This is a genomic window from Streptomyces sp. PSU-S4-23 (genome assembly GCF_055632315.1).
On sequence record NZ_JBVMUU010000002.1, the window covers coordinates 2,602,586 to 2,617,237 of the forward strand.

Annotated in this window: 10 protein-coding genes; 5 read left to right on the forward strand and 5 right to left on the reverse strand. The window is 68.3% G+C overall.

The annotated features are described in order from the left end of the window. Window positions 1–414 precede the first annotated feature (414 nt). The 3 genes from ACZ79I_RS12555 to ACZ79I_RS12565 all read left to right on the forward strand — a co-directional run bounded on the left by ACZ79I_RS12555 (window position 415) and on the right by ACZ79I_RS12565 (window position 2,849). Window positions 415–1,080: a response regulator transcription factor gene (locus ACZ79I_RS12555; RefSeq protein ID WP_471504900.1), complete on the forward strand. Its 666-nt coding sequence runs from the start codon at window positions 415–417 to the stop codon at window positions 1,078–1,080. Further along, window positions 1,070–2,128: a sensor histidine kinase gene (locus ACZ79I_RS12560; RefSeq protein WP_471496991.1), complete on the forward strand. Its 1,059-nt coding sequence runs from the start codon at window positions 1,070–1,072 to the stop codon at window positions 2,126–2,128. Before ACZ79I_RS12555 ends, ACZ79I_RS12560 begins: the two co-directional genes overlap by 11 nt. A 163-nt stretch (window positions 2,129–2,291) precedes the next feature. Then, window positions 2,292–2,849: a hypothetical protein gene (locus ACZ79I_RS12565; RefSeq protein WP_471496993.1), complete on the forward strand. Its 558-nt coding sequence runs from the start codon at window positions 2,292–2,294 to the stop codon at window positions 2,847–2,849. 147 nt (window positions 2,850–2,996) lie between these two features. On the opposite strand, the gene afsR is transcribed toward ACZ79I_RS12565, so the two are convergent. Continuing rightward, window positions 2,997–5,945: an SARP-family global regulator AfsR gene (gene afsR / locus ACZ79I_RS12570; RefSeq protein WP_471496995.1), complete on the reverse strand. Its 2,949-nt coding sequence runs from the start codon at window positions 5,943–5,945 to the stop codon at window positions 2,997–2,999. 856 nt (window positions 5,946–6,801) lie between these two features. On the opposite strand from afsR, the gene ACZ79I_RS12575 reads away from it, so the two are divergent. Next, window positions 6,802–7,209: a hypothetical protein gene (locus ACZ79I_RS12575; RefSeq protein WP_471496996.1), complete on the forward strand. Its 408-nt coding sequence runs from the start codon at window positions 6,802–6,804 to the stop codon at window positions 7,207–7,209. Between the two features lie 445 nt (window positions 7,210–7,654). Here ACZ79I_RS12575 and ACZ79I_RS12580 read toward each other — a convergent pair whose 3' ends face one another. The 3 genes from ACZ79I_RS12580 to ACZ79I_RS12590 form a co-directional block, all read right to left on the reverse strand. After that, window positions 7,655–7,780, reverse strand: coding sequence for a hypothetical protein (locus ACZ79I_RS12580; protein ID WP_471496998.1), 126 nt, complete (start codon window positions 7,778–7,780; stop codon window positions 7,655–7,657). 267 nt (window positions 7,781–8,047) lie between these two features. Then, window positions 8,048–8,476, reverse strand: a complete 429-nt coding sequence (locus tag ACZ79I_RS12585) for a hypothetical protein (protein ID WP_471496999.1) — start codon at window positions 8,474–8,476, stop codon at window positions 8,048–8,050. Window positions 8,477–8,501: 25 nt separating this feature from the next. Continuing rightward, entirely contained in the window at window positions 8,502–13,058 is a 4,557-nt protein-coding gene (locus ACZ79I_RS12590) for an RHS repeat domain-containing protein (RefSeq protein ID WP_471497001.1), read from the reverse strand. A gap of 196 nt (window positions 13,059–13,254) precedes the next feature. Here ACZ79I_RS12590 and ACZ79I_RS12595 point away from each other — a divergent pair, with 196 nt between their 5' ends. Then, a complete protein-coding gene (locus ACZ79I_RS12595; RefSeq protein WP_471493252.1) occupies window positions 13,255–13,773 on the forward strand; it encodes a hypothetical protein in 519 nt (172 codons plus the stop codon). Here the strand turns inward: ACZ79I_RS12595 and ACZ79I_RS12600 are convergent. Next, window positions 13,730–14,647, reverse strand: a complete 918-nt coding sequence (locus ACZ79I_RS12600) for an IS5 family transposase (protein ID WP_471493253.1) — start codon at window positions 14,645–14,647, stop codon at window positions 13,730–13,732. The genes ACZ79I_RS12595 and ACZ79I_RS12600 overlap by 44 nt on opposite strands. Window positions 14,648–14,652: the final 5 nt, after the last annotated feature.

Consider the following 14,652-nt stretch of genomic DNA (forward strand, 5'->3'; position numbering starts at 1 on the left):
CCTGCGCGCCCGGGTCCGGCCCCGTGGCCCACCGGGGCGGGGAGAACGAGGGCACAGGCTCCTGCCACCGGCCGGTGGCACGACCTGTGGGGGTCGCGCGACAACCCTGCGGCCGGCCGCCGAGAGCGTGCGCGAAGATGACACGCCTTTCATCCATCTGTCATGACGGGGCGTCGGGGGGCGGGCCGAACGGGACGTCACCACACGAACCGGATCGCCACACCGGGTGAACGCGTACTCACGCAACGTCATCCCGCTCTCCTGGAACGGGCGCCCGACCAGGCCGATCCCGCCACATTCGGAAGACCGCCTGCCGAACACCGGAGCGACACCTATAAAAGATCCGGGGACAGCCGCAGATGACAGCCCAGGGGGTGCTGCCACATGTGCGGCGGGGGGAGGGCGGTGGCCATCATGGCCCGGTTGCTGGTCGTCGAGGACGAGGCGCGGCTGCGCGCCTACCTCACACGCACTCTTGAGGCGGACGGTCACGTCGTGGACGGCACGGGGTCCGGCCCGGACGCCGTACGCCGCCTGCGCGACGGCGAGTTCGACCTCGTCGTGCTCGACCTCATGCTGCCGGGGTTCGACGGCTTCGAGGTGATGCGGCGCGCCTTCGACCGGCGGCCCGACCAGCGCGTGCTCGTCCTGTCCGCCGTGGTAGACGTCGCGACCCGGGTCCGCTGCCTGCGGATCGGGGCCGTCGACTTCCTCGGCAAGCCCTTCGCGACCGCGGAGCTGGTGGAGCGCGTCCGCACCCGGCTCCGTACTCCCGCCAGCGGCGTCTCCCAGCGATGGCTGCGCGTCGGGGAGGCCACCCTCGACCTCGAACGGCAGGCGCTCAGCGTGGGCGGCAAGGACGTGCCCCTGTCGCACCGCGAATTCATGCTGCTCGGCCATCTCATGCGGCGGGCCGGGGAGGTGTGCAGCAGGCGTGAACTCCTCGCGAGCGTCTGGGGTTACGCCGACGGCCCCGGGAGCAACGTGGTCGACGCGACGGTCCGCCGGATCCGCGGCAAGGTCCCCCGGCCGGTCATCGAGACGGTGCGCAATGTCGGGTACGCGTTCAGTGCCGGCTGAGCACCCGCGTCTCGTCTTCGCCGGCTGGGTGCTGTTCGCCGTGTGCAGCCAGCTGCTGCTGTTCGTCGTACCCGGCCTGGAGACCGTGGCGTTCCACCTGGTGTGGATCAGCATGTCCGTCGTCTACGGGTTCCAGGGCTGGTCGGTGCGCCGTATGGCCGTCGTGCTGACCGTGGTCATCCTGGTCACGGGCACGGTGCTGGGCGGGTTCGTGGCGCGGGGCCACGCCGACTGGGACGAACTCGCCGAGGTGCCGCTGATGGCTCTGGTGTTCCTCGCCATGGTCTGGCACGTACGCCGACGGGCCGCCGCCCTCGCGGAGACACAGAGCCTCGTCGAGCGCGAGCGCCGCGCACAGGAGGTCAAGGAGTTGTTCGTCCGCAACTGCTCGCACGAGATGCGTACCCCGATCACGGTGGCCCGCTGCTACGCGGAGATGGTCCGCGACGAGCTGCCGACCCCTCAGAGCAAGGAGGACCTCGATGTCGTGGTGGACGAGCTGGACAAGCTCGGCGGCCTCGCCGGGCGCCTCCTCGTCCTGGCGGACGCCTACGAGTCGGCCGAGTTCGAGTGGGGCCCGGTGGACCTCGGCTCCCTCCTGCGGCGGACGGCCCAGCGGTGGCGGCCGGCCTCGGACCGCGACTGGCTCCTGGACGCGCCCCCCGTCCTGGTCGAAGGCGACGAGTCCCGGCTGGAGGCCGCCCTCGACGCCCTGGTGGAGAACGCCGTGAAGTTCACCGCGGAGGGCGACGCCATCGTGCTGCGCTGCCGTGCGACCCGCGGTGGCGCCGTGGTCGAGGTGGAGGACACGGGCATCGGCTTCGCCCGGTCACGGGCCGACGACGGCAGCGGCCCACCGCCCTCGTCGGGGCGCCCCGGCACCGGGCTCGGCCTGGCGATCGTGCGCGCCGTCGTCCAGGGTCACGGCGGAACCCTCACCGTGGTGCCCGACCGGCCGCGCGGCTCGTTGCTCCGGATCCTGCTGCCGCCGCACCCGCCGGCGGCCGCACCGGGAGCGGCACCGGCGGATCCGCCCGGTCGGCGGTAACGGCGAGGCACACGGCCCGAGGAGCCCGGCTGAGTTCTGCCGCGCCCCGCCAGGGCACGGCGACCCCGCTCCTCATGTGATGACAGCGGCGTCCTATCCACCGGCCGGATCGCAGGAGTAAAGGTCAAGGCACTGCCTTGAGGGCGGTGGCAGGCTGGCCGCCATGTCCAATTCGTACGCGCAGCCCGTTCTGAGGACGCCGGATCTCTCCGAGGGCCTGCACACCGTCGAGCGGTTGCTCTCCATCGCCGATCTTCAGGGCCTGGAGGTGGACTTCGAGGCCCTGGTCCCCTCGGCGGACGTTCTCACACCGCTGCTGGAACTGCTTCCGCGTGCCACGTGGTTCGCCGAAGGGGACACGGGTGGCTCGTCGGTGAAGGGGGACGATCCGTCAGCGCACCTTCCCGTCCGGCTGAGGTCCTTCGCCCGGCCACCGGAGACGGTGGAGCCGTTCCTCGACGCGGTGGGCGACAGCCCGGCCACGGTGCGATGGGACTTCGGCGGCTGGCCCGAGGCCCCGGAGGTGGGGCTGGGTGCCAGCGGCACGAGGGGTGCGTTCGTGACGCTGTGCGCCAACGTCCGCGACCTCGATCTGGAGAGGCCCGCGACCGATCACACCGTTTTCGTCCACGTCAAGCAGATCGAGGCCGAGCGCGCGCCGTGGCTCGCAGCCCAGGTAGGGCTGACGGTGATCGGCGACCTGGTGATGGCTCCGTACTGAGCACCTCCCGTGCACGGCAGTGCGCCCCCGCCGGGGTCGGGGCCACAAGTCGAACGTCTCTGCTGAGGAGAGCCGTCGTGAGCGGTTCGATCACCAGCCGCACAGCCGAAGGTAGCCGGCCCGACAAAGCCTTGCAGAACACCCCCTTTAGGCAACGCTGTAGGCGTTGCCACCGAGCAGCGTGCGGACCGGCTCGGCCTCTGGCGAGCCCAGCTTCTCGAAGACGTCCCGTGCTTCCTGCCACATCACGTTGGCACGATCCTGTTGGCCGATGCCCGCGAGCGCCCGGCCGAGGACGGTCAGAACGTTGGCCCGGCGCCACTCCCCGCCGATACCGCGCAGGATGGCCAAGGCCATCTCGGCGTTGGCCGCCGCCTGCGCCGGACGCCGGGCGGCGAGGTCGACCTCGGCGAGACGGAACAGGCACATGCCCTCCCACAGACGTTGGCGGCTGTCCCGGAACACCGTCAGAGCCTGGAGCAGTTGCTCAGACGCGGCGGCCGTATCACCGGTCTCGGTGAGAGCCAGAGCGAGTGTGTAACGGCCGTTGGCACCGCGCATGGCGTTGCCCATGTCGTCGTAGATGCTGATGCCCCGCTGCGCCAGCGTGATCGCGCTCGCCGTCCGTCCAGTCGCGAGGTGAATCCGCGACAGGTTGCACAGGGCCCCGGCCTCGCCGGAGCGATCGCCCAAAGCCTGGTAGTACTCGATGGCCTGGGTGAGATAGTTCTCCCCGTCTTTGTGCCAGTTCCGGTAAACGGCGATGACCCCTCTGCCGTTGAGCGCATCGGCCGTGGTCCAGTCGTCGCCGGTTGCTCTTCCGAGGCGTACTGCTTCGCGTGCTTCTCGGTCTGACGCTTCGAAGCGGTCCGTGAGGGAGTGCACAAAGGCGAGGATCCCGCGCACCCGCGCCTCGGCCCGCTCGTCGCCCGTGGCCGTGGCTGCGTCCAGCAGGGCTGTGGCCACCGATTCGTAGCGGTTGGCGTTGCTGCCGGACTCAGCCAGGTCACGCACGACGAGGAGGAGGTCGATCCCCTTGCGCAACTCACCTTTGGAAGGGGCCTGTTGGACAGCAGCGAGCAACGATCGCGCTTCGCTGTACAGCCAGTCCTGAGCGGCGTGCCGGTCCTGGAAGGTCAGCCCGGGGTAGTCGGCCGGCTCCAGATGATCGACCAGTCGGTCTCCGGGCCGCTCGATCCCGTAGACACCCGCCGCCGTGGCCAGGTAGAAGTCCAGCAGGCGCGCTATCGCCGCCTCCCGCCCGGGTGGCCACTCGTCGCGTTCGGCGCACGCGCGCGCGTACAGCCGTACGAGATCGTGGAACCGGTAGCGGCCGGGCGCCGCCGACTCCAGGAGCGAGGTGTCGACCAGGGACTCCAGGAGATCCTCGGTGTCCTCGGCCGGGAGGTCGAGTACGGCAGCGGCGGCGGCCAGGGAGATGTCCGGGCCATCGGCGAGGCCGAGGAGGCGGAAGGCTCGGGCCTGGGCGGGCTCCAGTTGGCCGTAGCCCAGTTCGAAGGTGGCCTTGACCGCGAGATCACCCGCCCGGAGTTCGTCCAAGCGGCGGCGCTCGTCCGCCAGCTTGGCCGCCAGGACCGAGACCGTCCAGGTGCGGCGGGCCGCCAGGCGGGAGGCCGCAATACGGATAGCCAGGGGCAGGAAGCCGCACGCGGCCACCACGTCCAGCGCCGCCTCCCGCTCGGTGGCAACCCGTTCCTCGCCCACGATCTTCGTGAACAGGATGAGTGCTTCCTCTGGGGACATCACGTCCAAGTCGACGAGGTGGGCGCCCGCCAAGTCGACCATGCGCACGCGAGAGGTGACCAGGGCCGCGCAGCCCTCCGTGCCAGGCAGCAGGGGGCGGACCTGGGCGGCGTCCCGGGCGTTGTCGAGCAGGACGAGAACCCGGCGGCCGTCCATGACCGAGCGGTACAAGGCCGCCTTGCCTTCCAAGGAACTGGGGATCGCCGAGTCCGCGATCCCCAGCCCCTGCAAGAACAGTTCGAGGACGGACTCCGGGTCTGCAGGGCGCGGGCCCGCACCCTGCAGATCCACGTATAGCTGGCCGTCCGGAAAGGCGCCGCGCGCCTGGTGCGCCACGTGTACCGCCAGCGTCGTCTTGCCCACCCCGCCGATGGCGGCGAGCGCGGAGACGGCCATGACCCTGCCCTCGGCCGACGCCAGGATCTCGCTCAGCTCTGTCACGAGGGCCGTCCGCCCCGTGAAGTCGGGGACCGTGGCAGGGAGTTGCGCCGGACGGACGGGGACAGGGGCGGGCTCGGTCACGGGATCGGAAAGCTCTGCCAGACGTGGGTCTGCCGCAAGGATCCTTCGCTGGAGTTCCGTGAGGCCCGGGCGTGGCTCCACGCCCAGTTCGTCGGCGAACAGCCGACGGGTGTCGGCGTAGACCGCCAGGGCCTCCGCCTGGCGGCCGGACCGGTACAGGGCCAGCATCAACAGCTCACGCAGGCGCTCCCGTAGCGGATGCACGGCGGTCAGGGCAGTCAACTCCGAGACCGCCTCGGCGTGATAGCCCTGCTCCAGATCCATGTCCAGCCGGGATTCGAGGAGTTGGAGGCGCCACTCCTCCAAGCGGACGCGCTGCGCCTCGGCGTACGGTCCCGGCACGCCCGCCAGTGGCTCGCCGTCCCACAGTGCCAGCGCCCGCCCCAGCGCATCCCGTGCTCGGGTCAGATCCCCTACGTTGTGCGCCTTTTCCGCCTCGGACGCCAATTCCTGAGCAACCGTCAGGTCCAGGCTGCCCTCGGGCAGCCCTCGGATCACATAGCCGCCGGACTCACTCACGAGGACACCTGGGGGCAGCGTCTTGCGCAGCCGGGAGGCGTAGGTGCGCACCGCGGCCAGCGCCCGCGGGGGCGGCTCCTCGCCCCACAGGGCGTCGATCAGCTCGGCGGCGGTCGCCGTACGGCCCTCGCGCAGCAGCAAGGCGGCGAGCAGGGCGCGTTGCTGCGGGGAGCCGGTGTTGAGCAGCTCGTCCCCGCGCCGGGCGCCCACCGGGCCGAGTACCCTGAAACGCAGCATGTCAGGCCCCGCCACGCCGGGGGGCTGCTCGGGCACCCGTGGTACGCCATCCATCGCTGCCTCCCCTCCAGTCAGCGTACCAACTCGTTTAGCAGACGTATATCGATCGTTTATCGACGCCTGCGACCATGGGCCAACCGCACTCTGTGACTGCCCGGTCCGGGGCTGCGCTGCGCCGGGGTCCGGGAGTGGCATCCCGGGCTCCCGGCGGCCCGAGCGGGCGAACCGGAGTAGACAGCCTTCGACCTTCCTTCTTCAACTCTGGTCCGTCTGACGCTCTTTGGGCTACCGTCATCCCAGCGCGCCGTGTGGCGGGTGGGCTGGCCTCCGCCAAAGGTCATTGAAGGTCTGCCTGTTGACATGTGCCGCGGATCCGGACTGGGCAAAGTCATAGGGAGAACGAGCGCCGTCATGCAATCCATCAGTACGCCTGTCCTATTGGCCGGAGTCGTGGTGACTCTGGCCTATTTTGTGTTGGTTGGCTACCTCGTCAGATCGTTGAGGACCAACAAACGGCTGCCTGTGGTGATCGCGGCCGTGACCGGGCTCGTAGGCGCGCTTCCTGCGGTGCTCTACGCCCTGTACTCCGCACTCAGCGCCGTGGCGTAGGGCATCTGGGCAAGGAGGCTCCGACCCGGGGAAGCGGCTGCTCGGCCGAGTCGCTTCCCCGGGAGGCCGCTATCTGCTCAATCACGGTCCGCGTGCTTGGCCAGGCTATTTGTTCTCGCCTGGGTTGACAGAGGATGTGGTCACTTCGACCTCTTCTTGGAGGTTCGGGGGGAGGACTTCCCCGGTGAGGGCTCAGACTCCCGGGCCGGTGGGCCGGCGGACTCCTCAGTAGCCTCCTGAACGGCGTCGGGCTGTGGGGTTCCGCCAGCATCCGGTTCGCCCACTGTCACGGGGGTGCTCAGTGTCGCTCTCCGCGCTCGCCTCCGCCTGCGGGACGTCTGCGGCAGCAGCCACGAGCGAGAGTCTGCTGGTTTGGCAATGGGGCCGCCTCCACGACCTACGCCACCTGGCGGCCACGCTCTCCCTGCTCGCCGGGAACGACATCAAGGTGGTCCAGGAGAGCCAGGACGACGCCGCCCATGCCGCCGTGCAGTGGATGCGTGATCACTGCACGCCGAACGATCTGGAGCTGGTCCGGATCGAGAACTTCAACGACCAGCACCAGGGAGATCAGCGCCAGGAGTTCGCCCTCCTCCGCTTCACGGTCGCCCGAACGGAGACACCGAGCATCGCGGGCTGGGACTCGTCGCGCCCCTCGCCTCTCGGCCGTAGCAGCAGGCGGAAGGGGGTTGTTTCGCGCGCCGCGTGACCTGCGTCCCGAATTTGTCCTGCCGATCAGGCAATCATGATCACCGAAGGGTCACCAAGACCCTCATACGCTCGCCCCGACCAGGAAAGTGCCTGGCCAGAAGGTTTCTCCTCGCGTAGCGAATGGTGGGGCGGGTGGGACTCGAACCCACGGCCGACGGATTATGAGTCCTTTGAGGATCTTGGCGACCCTTGTCGATCAATGTCAATCTTGGCCGTTTTCCCAGGTCAGACACAGTTTGGCGCCTCGATCCTTCCCGGCCCTTGTCGGTCTTTTCCGATCCTTGTGTCCAACCTGCGTCCAGAACGCGCCCCGAAGGGACGGGCAGGGCTGGGTATTCCCACGCCCGGATGCACCGCCCCGCTTCGCCTGGGCCGCTGGGCCTGATGCCACCCCGAGCCCGGGTCAGCCGGCTGACCCGGGCTCGGGAGCACGATGTACGTGATCACGCGTATACGTTGAACTCGACGATCGACCACCAGCTGTCGGCGCCGCCGATGTCGACCACCTTGACGTAGCGCGCCGTCTGCGTCGCGAACGAGGCCACCTCGACCGGCTGACTCGACGCCATAGAAGCAACCTTCGTCCAGCTACTCCCAAGTTCGGGCAGGCCCACGGTGCCCCTCCAGGCAGTTGGCCCCGCGCTGCAAGACTTCAGCGCACTGGCCACGTCCGAGACCGCTGCTTCTTCTGATGCGCTTCACTCTGCGGGGAAAGGCCCCTGCCGGACCCGCGGTGCCAGCATCGCCATCACGGCGAACAACCTCCACTTGCCGGGAAGGACTCACTGTGACGGCAGACGTGGCGATCGGTTCTCGATCATCTAAGGCATAGGCAGCTACCGCCGACCAGAGGTTCGATTCTTTTGGCGGGCGGCAATCGAGCCGGGCTCGTTCCGCATATGTGGGGGCACCAGGAATTTGGGGACGTTGAACAAAGCGATGGAGAGATAGACGACACCGCACAGCAATATCCCGGCGAGTGACGCTCTGAGGATGTCGAGCATCACCCCTTGGGCCGGGCCCTGGTGGCTCTGGCGCCAGATCCCGTCTGCCAGGACCAGGAGGCCACCGAACGCGAGACCGGCGGCTGTGGCCACCGACGCACGCACCATCCCACGGCGGAACTCCTCACTCAGGGGATAGATCCTCATCGCGCCCGCATGGATGGTGACCCTGCCGGGATCCTTCCAGAGGCGGAATGTCAGGTAAGCCTTGACCCCGGCACCGAAGATCGCCAGCAACCCGACTGCCACAGCAGCGTTCATCGCATGTCCGTTCCGAATCGTTCGCTCACCAGAGGTCCGAGATGGCGTTGTTGGCAAAACTGGACAGTGCCACGCCGGCGAGAGCTCCGACGACACCACCGACAACCGTACCGGCGCCAGGAACCACCGAGCCGATCGATGCCCCGAGCGCGGCGCCTCCCTCCGCCGCGGCCCACGTCCCCACAGCTGCTCCCGCCGTGGCCCCGGCATCCGCCGCCCACACGGACAGCCCGGTGTCGACAGCGGTCTCTGTGGTCGCCTCGGGGACGTTGTACCGCGTTCCTTGGAGATTCGACCATTCCGTGGCCCCGATGCCGACATACGGCGCATATCTTGTATAGCGAACGATTCCTGGGATCTGCGACCCGAAGGTCTTTCCGGCGAGCTGTACATCACTTCCGATGTGAGTGGAAGCCAATTTCAGCGTACCGGGAGACTTGAGGAACACAGCCAGCTGCTTGATGGCCTTCTCCAATTCCTCAGGAGTCGTTTCCGGGCTCTTGAGGATCTTCTGCATTTCATGCCATTTGTCGCCCAGCTTCGCCGCACCGCCCTGAATTGCACCGCCACCTGTCAGGACTCCGTTGATTGCAGCACACACCCTTCCGTCGTAGCCCTTGCTCGCACAGCCGGTCGACGAGGTCCAGTTCGTGATGATGTCGCTCTTGGAGCTGCTGCCACTCGTTTTCCCATGATGCGCGGGATGTCCGCCGCCGCAGTCGATCACGCACTTGTTCATGGACGGGTCGTTGTACCAGTCGTCGAAACCCGTCGGGTCACTGGCACTGACCGGGTCGTTGCCGGCGTAGTCGTAACCGCTGAGCTGCGTTGGATCGGTGGTCTCGGTGACGGGATCGGCGGAGAGGAAGCGTCCGTTCGCCGGATCGTATTCGCGGGCGCCGAGGTTTTCGAAGGTGGTGGTGGGGTCTGGGGTGCCGCCGATGTAGCCCTTGTCGCCGGACCAGGTGGTGGGGGCGGTGCCGCGGGTGGAGCCGAAGGGGAGGTACTGGCGGCGGGTAGCGGTCAGGGTCTGGTAGTCGACGGCCAGGGTGTCGGTGCCCTGGCGGTCGGGGATCAGGTACTGGACGTCGCCGGTGCTGGTCCGCTGGGCGATCGTGGTCCCGCCGATGGTGTAGTAGCGGGTGCCGGAAAGGGTCGAGGTGGTGGTGTTCTCCGCGATCTGCTCGTCGCCGAGGAAGAGGGTGGCCTGGCCCGGGTCGGTGCGCAGGACCTGGTTGCCGTCGGTGTCGTAGAGGTAGGTGGTGGTGCCTGCGCTGGTGGTGTCCGTGGCGAGCTTGCCCTGGTCGTTCCAGGTCAGGGTCTGGTCCCCGGTGGCGCCGCCGGTGATGGTGGTGGTGTTGCCGGCCGCGTCGTATTTGTAGGCCACGGTGTTCTTGGCCGCGTCGGGGCCGGTGGCGGTGGTGTTGTTGAGGGAATGGGGCTGGTCGGTGGCCGAGCCTTGGGCAGGGTACTCGTACGTGGTGGTGGTGTCGTTGGCGGTGGCGCCCGAGGTGTCGTGGTCGGTCTGGGTCTTGCGGTCGCCGGCCGCGTCGTAGGTCCAGGTCTGCCAGTACGGGTTGGTACCGCCGACGGTTGAGCTGCTGCCGGGGGCAGGGGTCGCGGCGCAGTTGTCGGTGGCGGTCCACGCGGCGTCCAGGCGGGTCGCGTAGTCGTACTGGTAGCACTGGGTGTCGGTGGTGGCGCCACCGCTCTGCTTGTCGACGGTCGAGGTGACCAGGCCGGCTCCGGCGGAGACGCTGCTGTTGCCGTAGGTGTAGCTGGTGTCGTCGACGACGGTGGCGGCGGTGGCGTCCGTGGTCTTGGCGTCGGTCAGGGCCCGGGTCTGCGGGTCGTAGGTCAGGGACAGAGCGACCCAGGTGCCGGAGGGGCCCATGGTGTACTGCAGGGGCTGGCCGTATTCGGAGTAGCCGATGGCGGTGACGTAGTCCCAGGCTGCGGTGCCGGTGCTGACGGCGCTGGTGGCCTCGCCGTACTGGTCGTAGCCGTAGTCGATGGTCTCCGCCGGCAGGCCGCCGGAGGCCGGGTCGCCCCGGGAAGCGAGATTGCCGGTGAGAGTGTAGGTGTAGCTGGTCGTGTAGCCGGCCGAGGGGGCGAGAGCCGCCTCGTTGGAGGGCAGGTTCGCCAAGGTCTCCTTGCTGGCCGCGGGTTTGGCCATGCCGGTGTAGGCGAGCACCGTGCTGGCCACCGACGGGCTGGTGGTGCCCTTCTGGTACGAGACCGAGGAGGTCGGGTATCCCTTCTTGAGCGTGTCGTAGGTCCAGGCACCGATCTCATCGCTCGTCGAAGCGGTGGCTCCCCCGGTGGTGTCGTAGGCGAAAGCCTTCCGCCCGTCCAGGTCATACGCGTACGACGTCTGCTTACCGCGAGAGTCCGTTGTGGACAGCAACTGATCGGCGTTGTCGTAAACCCAAGTGGTTGTTCCGGTATCCGGGTCGGCGGCGGAGGTCTGGTTGCCGAGCAGGTCGTAGGTCCAGGACCAGGTGTTGCCGACGGCGTCGGTCTCGGTCGCCTCCTTGCCGTTGGGGAAGTAGGTGTAATGGGTGTCGGAATAGTCCGATGCAGGGTCGTTCACCGGATCGGCCGGGACACCGTGGTGATACTGGTACAAGTCGGTGGTGTTGCCGCGGGCGTCCGTCACCGTGCTTTCCGCAGTGGCGCCGTTCGGGGGGACGGTGGTGGTCACGTTGCCCCCGTACGTGGTGAGCTTCTGCCACGTCTGGGTGCCGAGCGCATAGGAGATGGCGGCGGTCTGCCGTCCCGCGCCGTCGTAGGTGAAGCCGGTCTCGGAGGGGATCTGCCCGTCCTGTGCTTGCACCAGAGTGGAACCGGGAGCACCGGTGGTGTAGTAGGGGTCGGTGGTCTTGGCGGTCAGGCCGTCGGTGTTGTAGACGGTGTCGGTAATGAGACGGCCGCCGTCCACCGTTCCGGTCTGCGACTCCCGTTCCCGCAGCAGGGCGTCGTAGAGCACTTCGGCTGTGCGGTAGGAGCCGTCGTCGTTGAGGGTCTGGGTGGTGACCACGGAGGGGGCGCTGTCCGAGATCGCGTAGCTGAACTTTTCGCTGGCTGACGATATGCCTGGCTTGAAAACGGCCGTCAGCCGCCCGAACGCGTCGTACTGCTGTTTGGTCACGTACCCGGCGGCGTCGGTGCTCTGCAGGGGCAGCTCGCGCAGGGCGTCGTAGGTCGTGGTCGTGGCGTGGGTGAGTGGATCCGTGACGGTGACCGAGGTCGGCTCGGCGTCGGTGGTCGGCGTGTATGCGGTGGTGGTTTTGCGGTTGACCGCGTCGGTGGCGGTCAGAGTACGCCCGTACTCGTCGACCGTGGAGGACGACATCGTGCTGTAGACGGGGGTGGACCCGCTGTAGGAGGTGGCCTTCTGCACCATGGTCGTGTCCCCGGCGGTGGGGGCCGTGCCGAAGGTGGTCGAGCCGTCGTAGAAGGTGCGGGTGTCGGAGACGGCGTCGGCCGGCAGCGACGGGCTGACCGAGCAGTTCACTGACACCGTGCTGGTCTCGTTCTGCTTGTCGAGGATCCAGGCGCTGGTGCTGTCAGCGAAGGTGGTGGCGGTGCAGAGGTCGTCCGAGGCGGTGGAGACGTCACCGAGGTCGTCGGTCTTGGTGACCCTGCCGTAGGAGTCGTGGGTGTAGTCGATTTCGGTCTCCCGGGTACTGCCGGAGGACAACGGTGTGTAAACCCGGCTTTTCGCGGTGCCGATGAGATAGGCGTGTTGGTCGGGCAGGCCGCTCACGGCGTGGGTGGCGGTCGCGGCGGACTTCCATGGGTCGGTGATGGTGTCGGTGACCACCTTGCCGCTGCCCGAACCGTTGTAATCGATCGTCTCGTAGGTCATACCCGCGTAGGGGCTGGAGTCGGTGGCTGGTGAATCGCCACGCGAATCCGTGACCGTCGCCGACCGCGTGCCGCCGTTCGGCAGGGTGTCGCCGTCCATGCCCCGGAAGTAGGTGTAGTCGGTCTCGGTGACCTGGTCCGGGGCAGTGCCGGTGGTCACCTTCATCCCCTGGTAGCCGCGCCACTGATTCCAGGTGCGTTGGCCGGAGGGGGTGAGCGGATTGTCGTCGTAGTGCCAAGCAGGGGAGCCGACCGGGGTGTAATGCGTGGTGATGGTGTCGTTGACTCCACCGCCCGTCGGGTCCTGCTGGGTGACACCGGTGACGATGTACTTGTTGAACCAGTCCTCGATCGGCGAGGTCTGCCCGTCCGGGGTCCAGTAGGCCGGGTAGCACAACTGCGTGTTCTGACTCGGGTCACTCGGGGTTCCGGACGCGCACGCCGCCGAGGAGTAGCCGACGTTGATGATCTGGCCGGTCTCGGTGGTGATCGTGTTGAGTCGGTGACGGGTGATCGGCGGATAGCCGTTGGTGACGTTGACGCGGTTGGACAGCGCAGTGCCGGTGAGGGTGACCGCAGGGGTGGAGCTCGACGCGGACGAGCCTCCGGCGCTGGTGTCCTGCCCGGTGCGCGTGATCGAGGACAGCCACAAGGACGCGGTGGTGGAGTCGCCGGTGGCCGGGAAGGAGTGGGTGAAGCTCCAGGAGTCCACGTTGGTCTCGGTGGTGCCGACCAGGGCCTGGGTCTGGATGCCGGTCAGTTCGTACTCAGACCAGAAGGTCGGGGAGTTGACTGAGAAGCTGTTGTCTTTCCGGAGTTGGGGACTGCATTTCCACTGGTCGGGCGTAGGGTCGGCGGTCCTGTGGGAGTAGTGGCCTGTCGTGCTGTCGCTGCCTGGGAGGTCGTGGATGCCGTCGGTGGTTGGGCTGTTGGAACAGCGTGAGCTGGGTGCTCGCCGTCGTGTGGACGAGTTGCGGGAGGAGGCCGACCGCATCCAGGCCGAGCTGGCTGTGGCCGAGCGGGAATGGAAGGAGTGGGCCATCGCCCGCTCGCGGGTCGACGAGGTGCTGGCCTTGGTCGACGAAACAATGCAGGACCAGGTCCGGGCCGACCGGACCGCGCCAGTGCCGGATGCGGCGAAGGCGAAGTCGCAGGTGCCGGTGTGGCGGGAGGGGCTGGACAGGTCGGTGCTGTCGGTGGACTACCAGCGCATCCTGGACGTGCTCGCGGACCGGTGCCGGCTCGGTCAAGGGCCGCTGACCTGTCAGGAGATGGCCGCGGGGTTCGGCATGGAGGTGGTGCCGGCGCGTGTGGAGACATTGCGGTCGAAGGCGAAACGACTGGTCGCGCGCGGCTGGCTGGCCGAGCCCGCGCCGGGCCGGTTCACGCCTGCTGCGGGCGTGAGCGGGCAAGGCGGCGGGTCATGAGCAGGGTCATCGACCAGTAGACCATCACCTCGGCGCTGGTGGTGTGCCGCTCGTAGTCGCGTGCCAGGCGGCGGGTGCGCATCAGGTGGGCGAAGAACCGCTCGACGATCCACCGCTTGGGCAGTACCACGAAGCCGCGCATGTCGTCGCTGCGTTTGACGATCGCCAGGACCAGCGCGAGGAAGGCGAGGCAGTAGTCGATGAGGCTGCCGGTGTAGCCGCCATCGGCCCAGACAAGGGTGAGGCGGTGATGCGCGTCGGCCACCTGCGTAAGCAGCACCCGGGCGGCGGCGCGGTCGCCGACATCTGCGGCGGTGACCATCACCCCGAGCAGCAGGCCGAGGGTGTCGACCACGACGTGCCGCTTGCGCCCGTTGACCAGCTTGCCTCCGTCGAACCCGCGGCTGTCCGCACCGACGACCGCGTCCGCCTTCACCGACTGCGAGTCGATCACTCCGGCCGTCGGCTCCGCGTCGCGGCCCACCTCCTCGCGAACCTGCGCACGTAGCCGGTCGTGGAACTCCTTGACCAGGCCATGGTCGCGCCAGCGGCGGAAGAACGCGTACACCCGGTCCCACGGCGGGAAGTCGGCCGGCATCGCCCGCCACTTGATGCCGTTGTCAACGAGGTAGCGGATCGCATCGAGTGCAGCCCGGTGGCAGTACGCCTCCGGCCGGCCACCGCGACCGCGCATCCAGCCCGGCACCGGAAGCAACGGCCGGACGGCCGCCCACTCCGCGTCCGTCATGTCCGACGGGTAGCGCCGCTGCCGCAACCCGTTGTCGACGGCGTTTCCGAACCGGTGAGCCAGGCAGTCACACTCCCAGGTGACCGAGCTGGACTGCCCGGCATTCGGCACGAAAGACTGCTGCATCAAGG

Excerpts from the sequence above, each read along its gene's own strand:
- ACZ79I_RS12555 (WP_471504900.1), top strand. The coding sequence starts at position 415 with ATGGCCCGGTTGCTGGTCGTCGAGGACGAGGCGCGGCTGCGCGCCTAC.
- ACZ79I_RS12565 (WP_471496993.1), top strand. The coding sequence starts at position 2,292 with ATGTCCAATTCGTACGCGCAGCCCGTTCTGAGGACGCCGGATCTCTCC.
- afsR (WP_471496995.1), bottom strand. The coding sequence starts at position 5,945 with ATGGATGGCGTACCACGGGTGCCCGAGCAGCCCCCCGGCGTGGCGGGG.
- ACZ79I_RS12580 (WP_471496998.1), bottom strand. The coding sequence starts at position 7,780 with ATGGCGTCGAGTCAGCCGGTCGAGGTGGCCTCGTTCGCGACGCAGACG.
- ACZ79I_RS12585 (WP_471496999.1), bottom strand. The coding sequence starts at position 8,476 with ATGAACGCTGCTGTGGCAGTCGGGTTGCTGGCGATCTTCGGTGCCGGG.
- ACZ79I_RS12595 (WP_471493252.1), top strand. The coding sequence starts at position 13,255 with ATGCCGTCGGTGGTTGGGCTGTTGGAACAGCGTGAGCTGGGTGCTCGC.
- ACZ79I_RS12600 (WP_471493253.1), bottom strand. The coding sequence starts at position 14,647 with ATGCAGCAGTCTTTCGTGCCGAATGCCGGGCAGTCCAGCTCGGTCACC.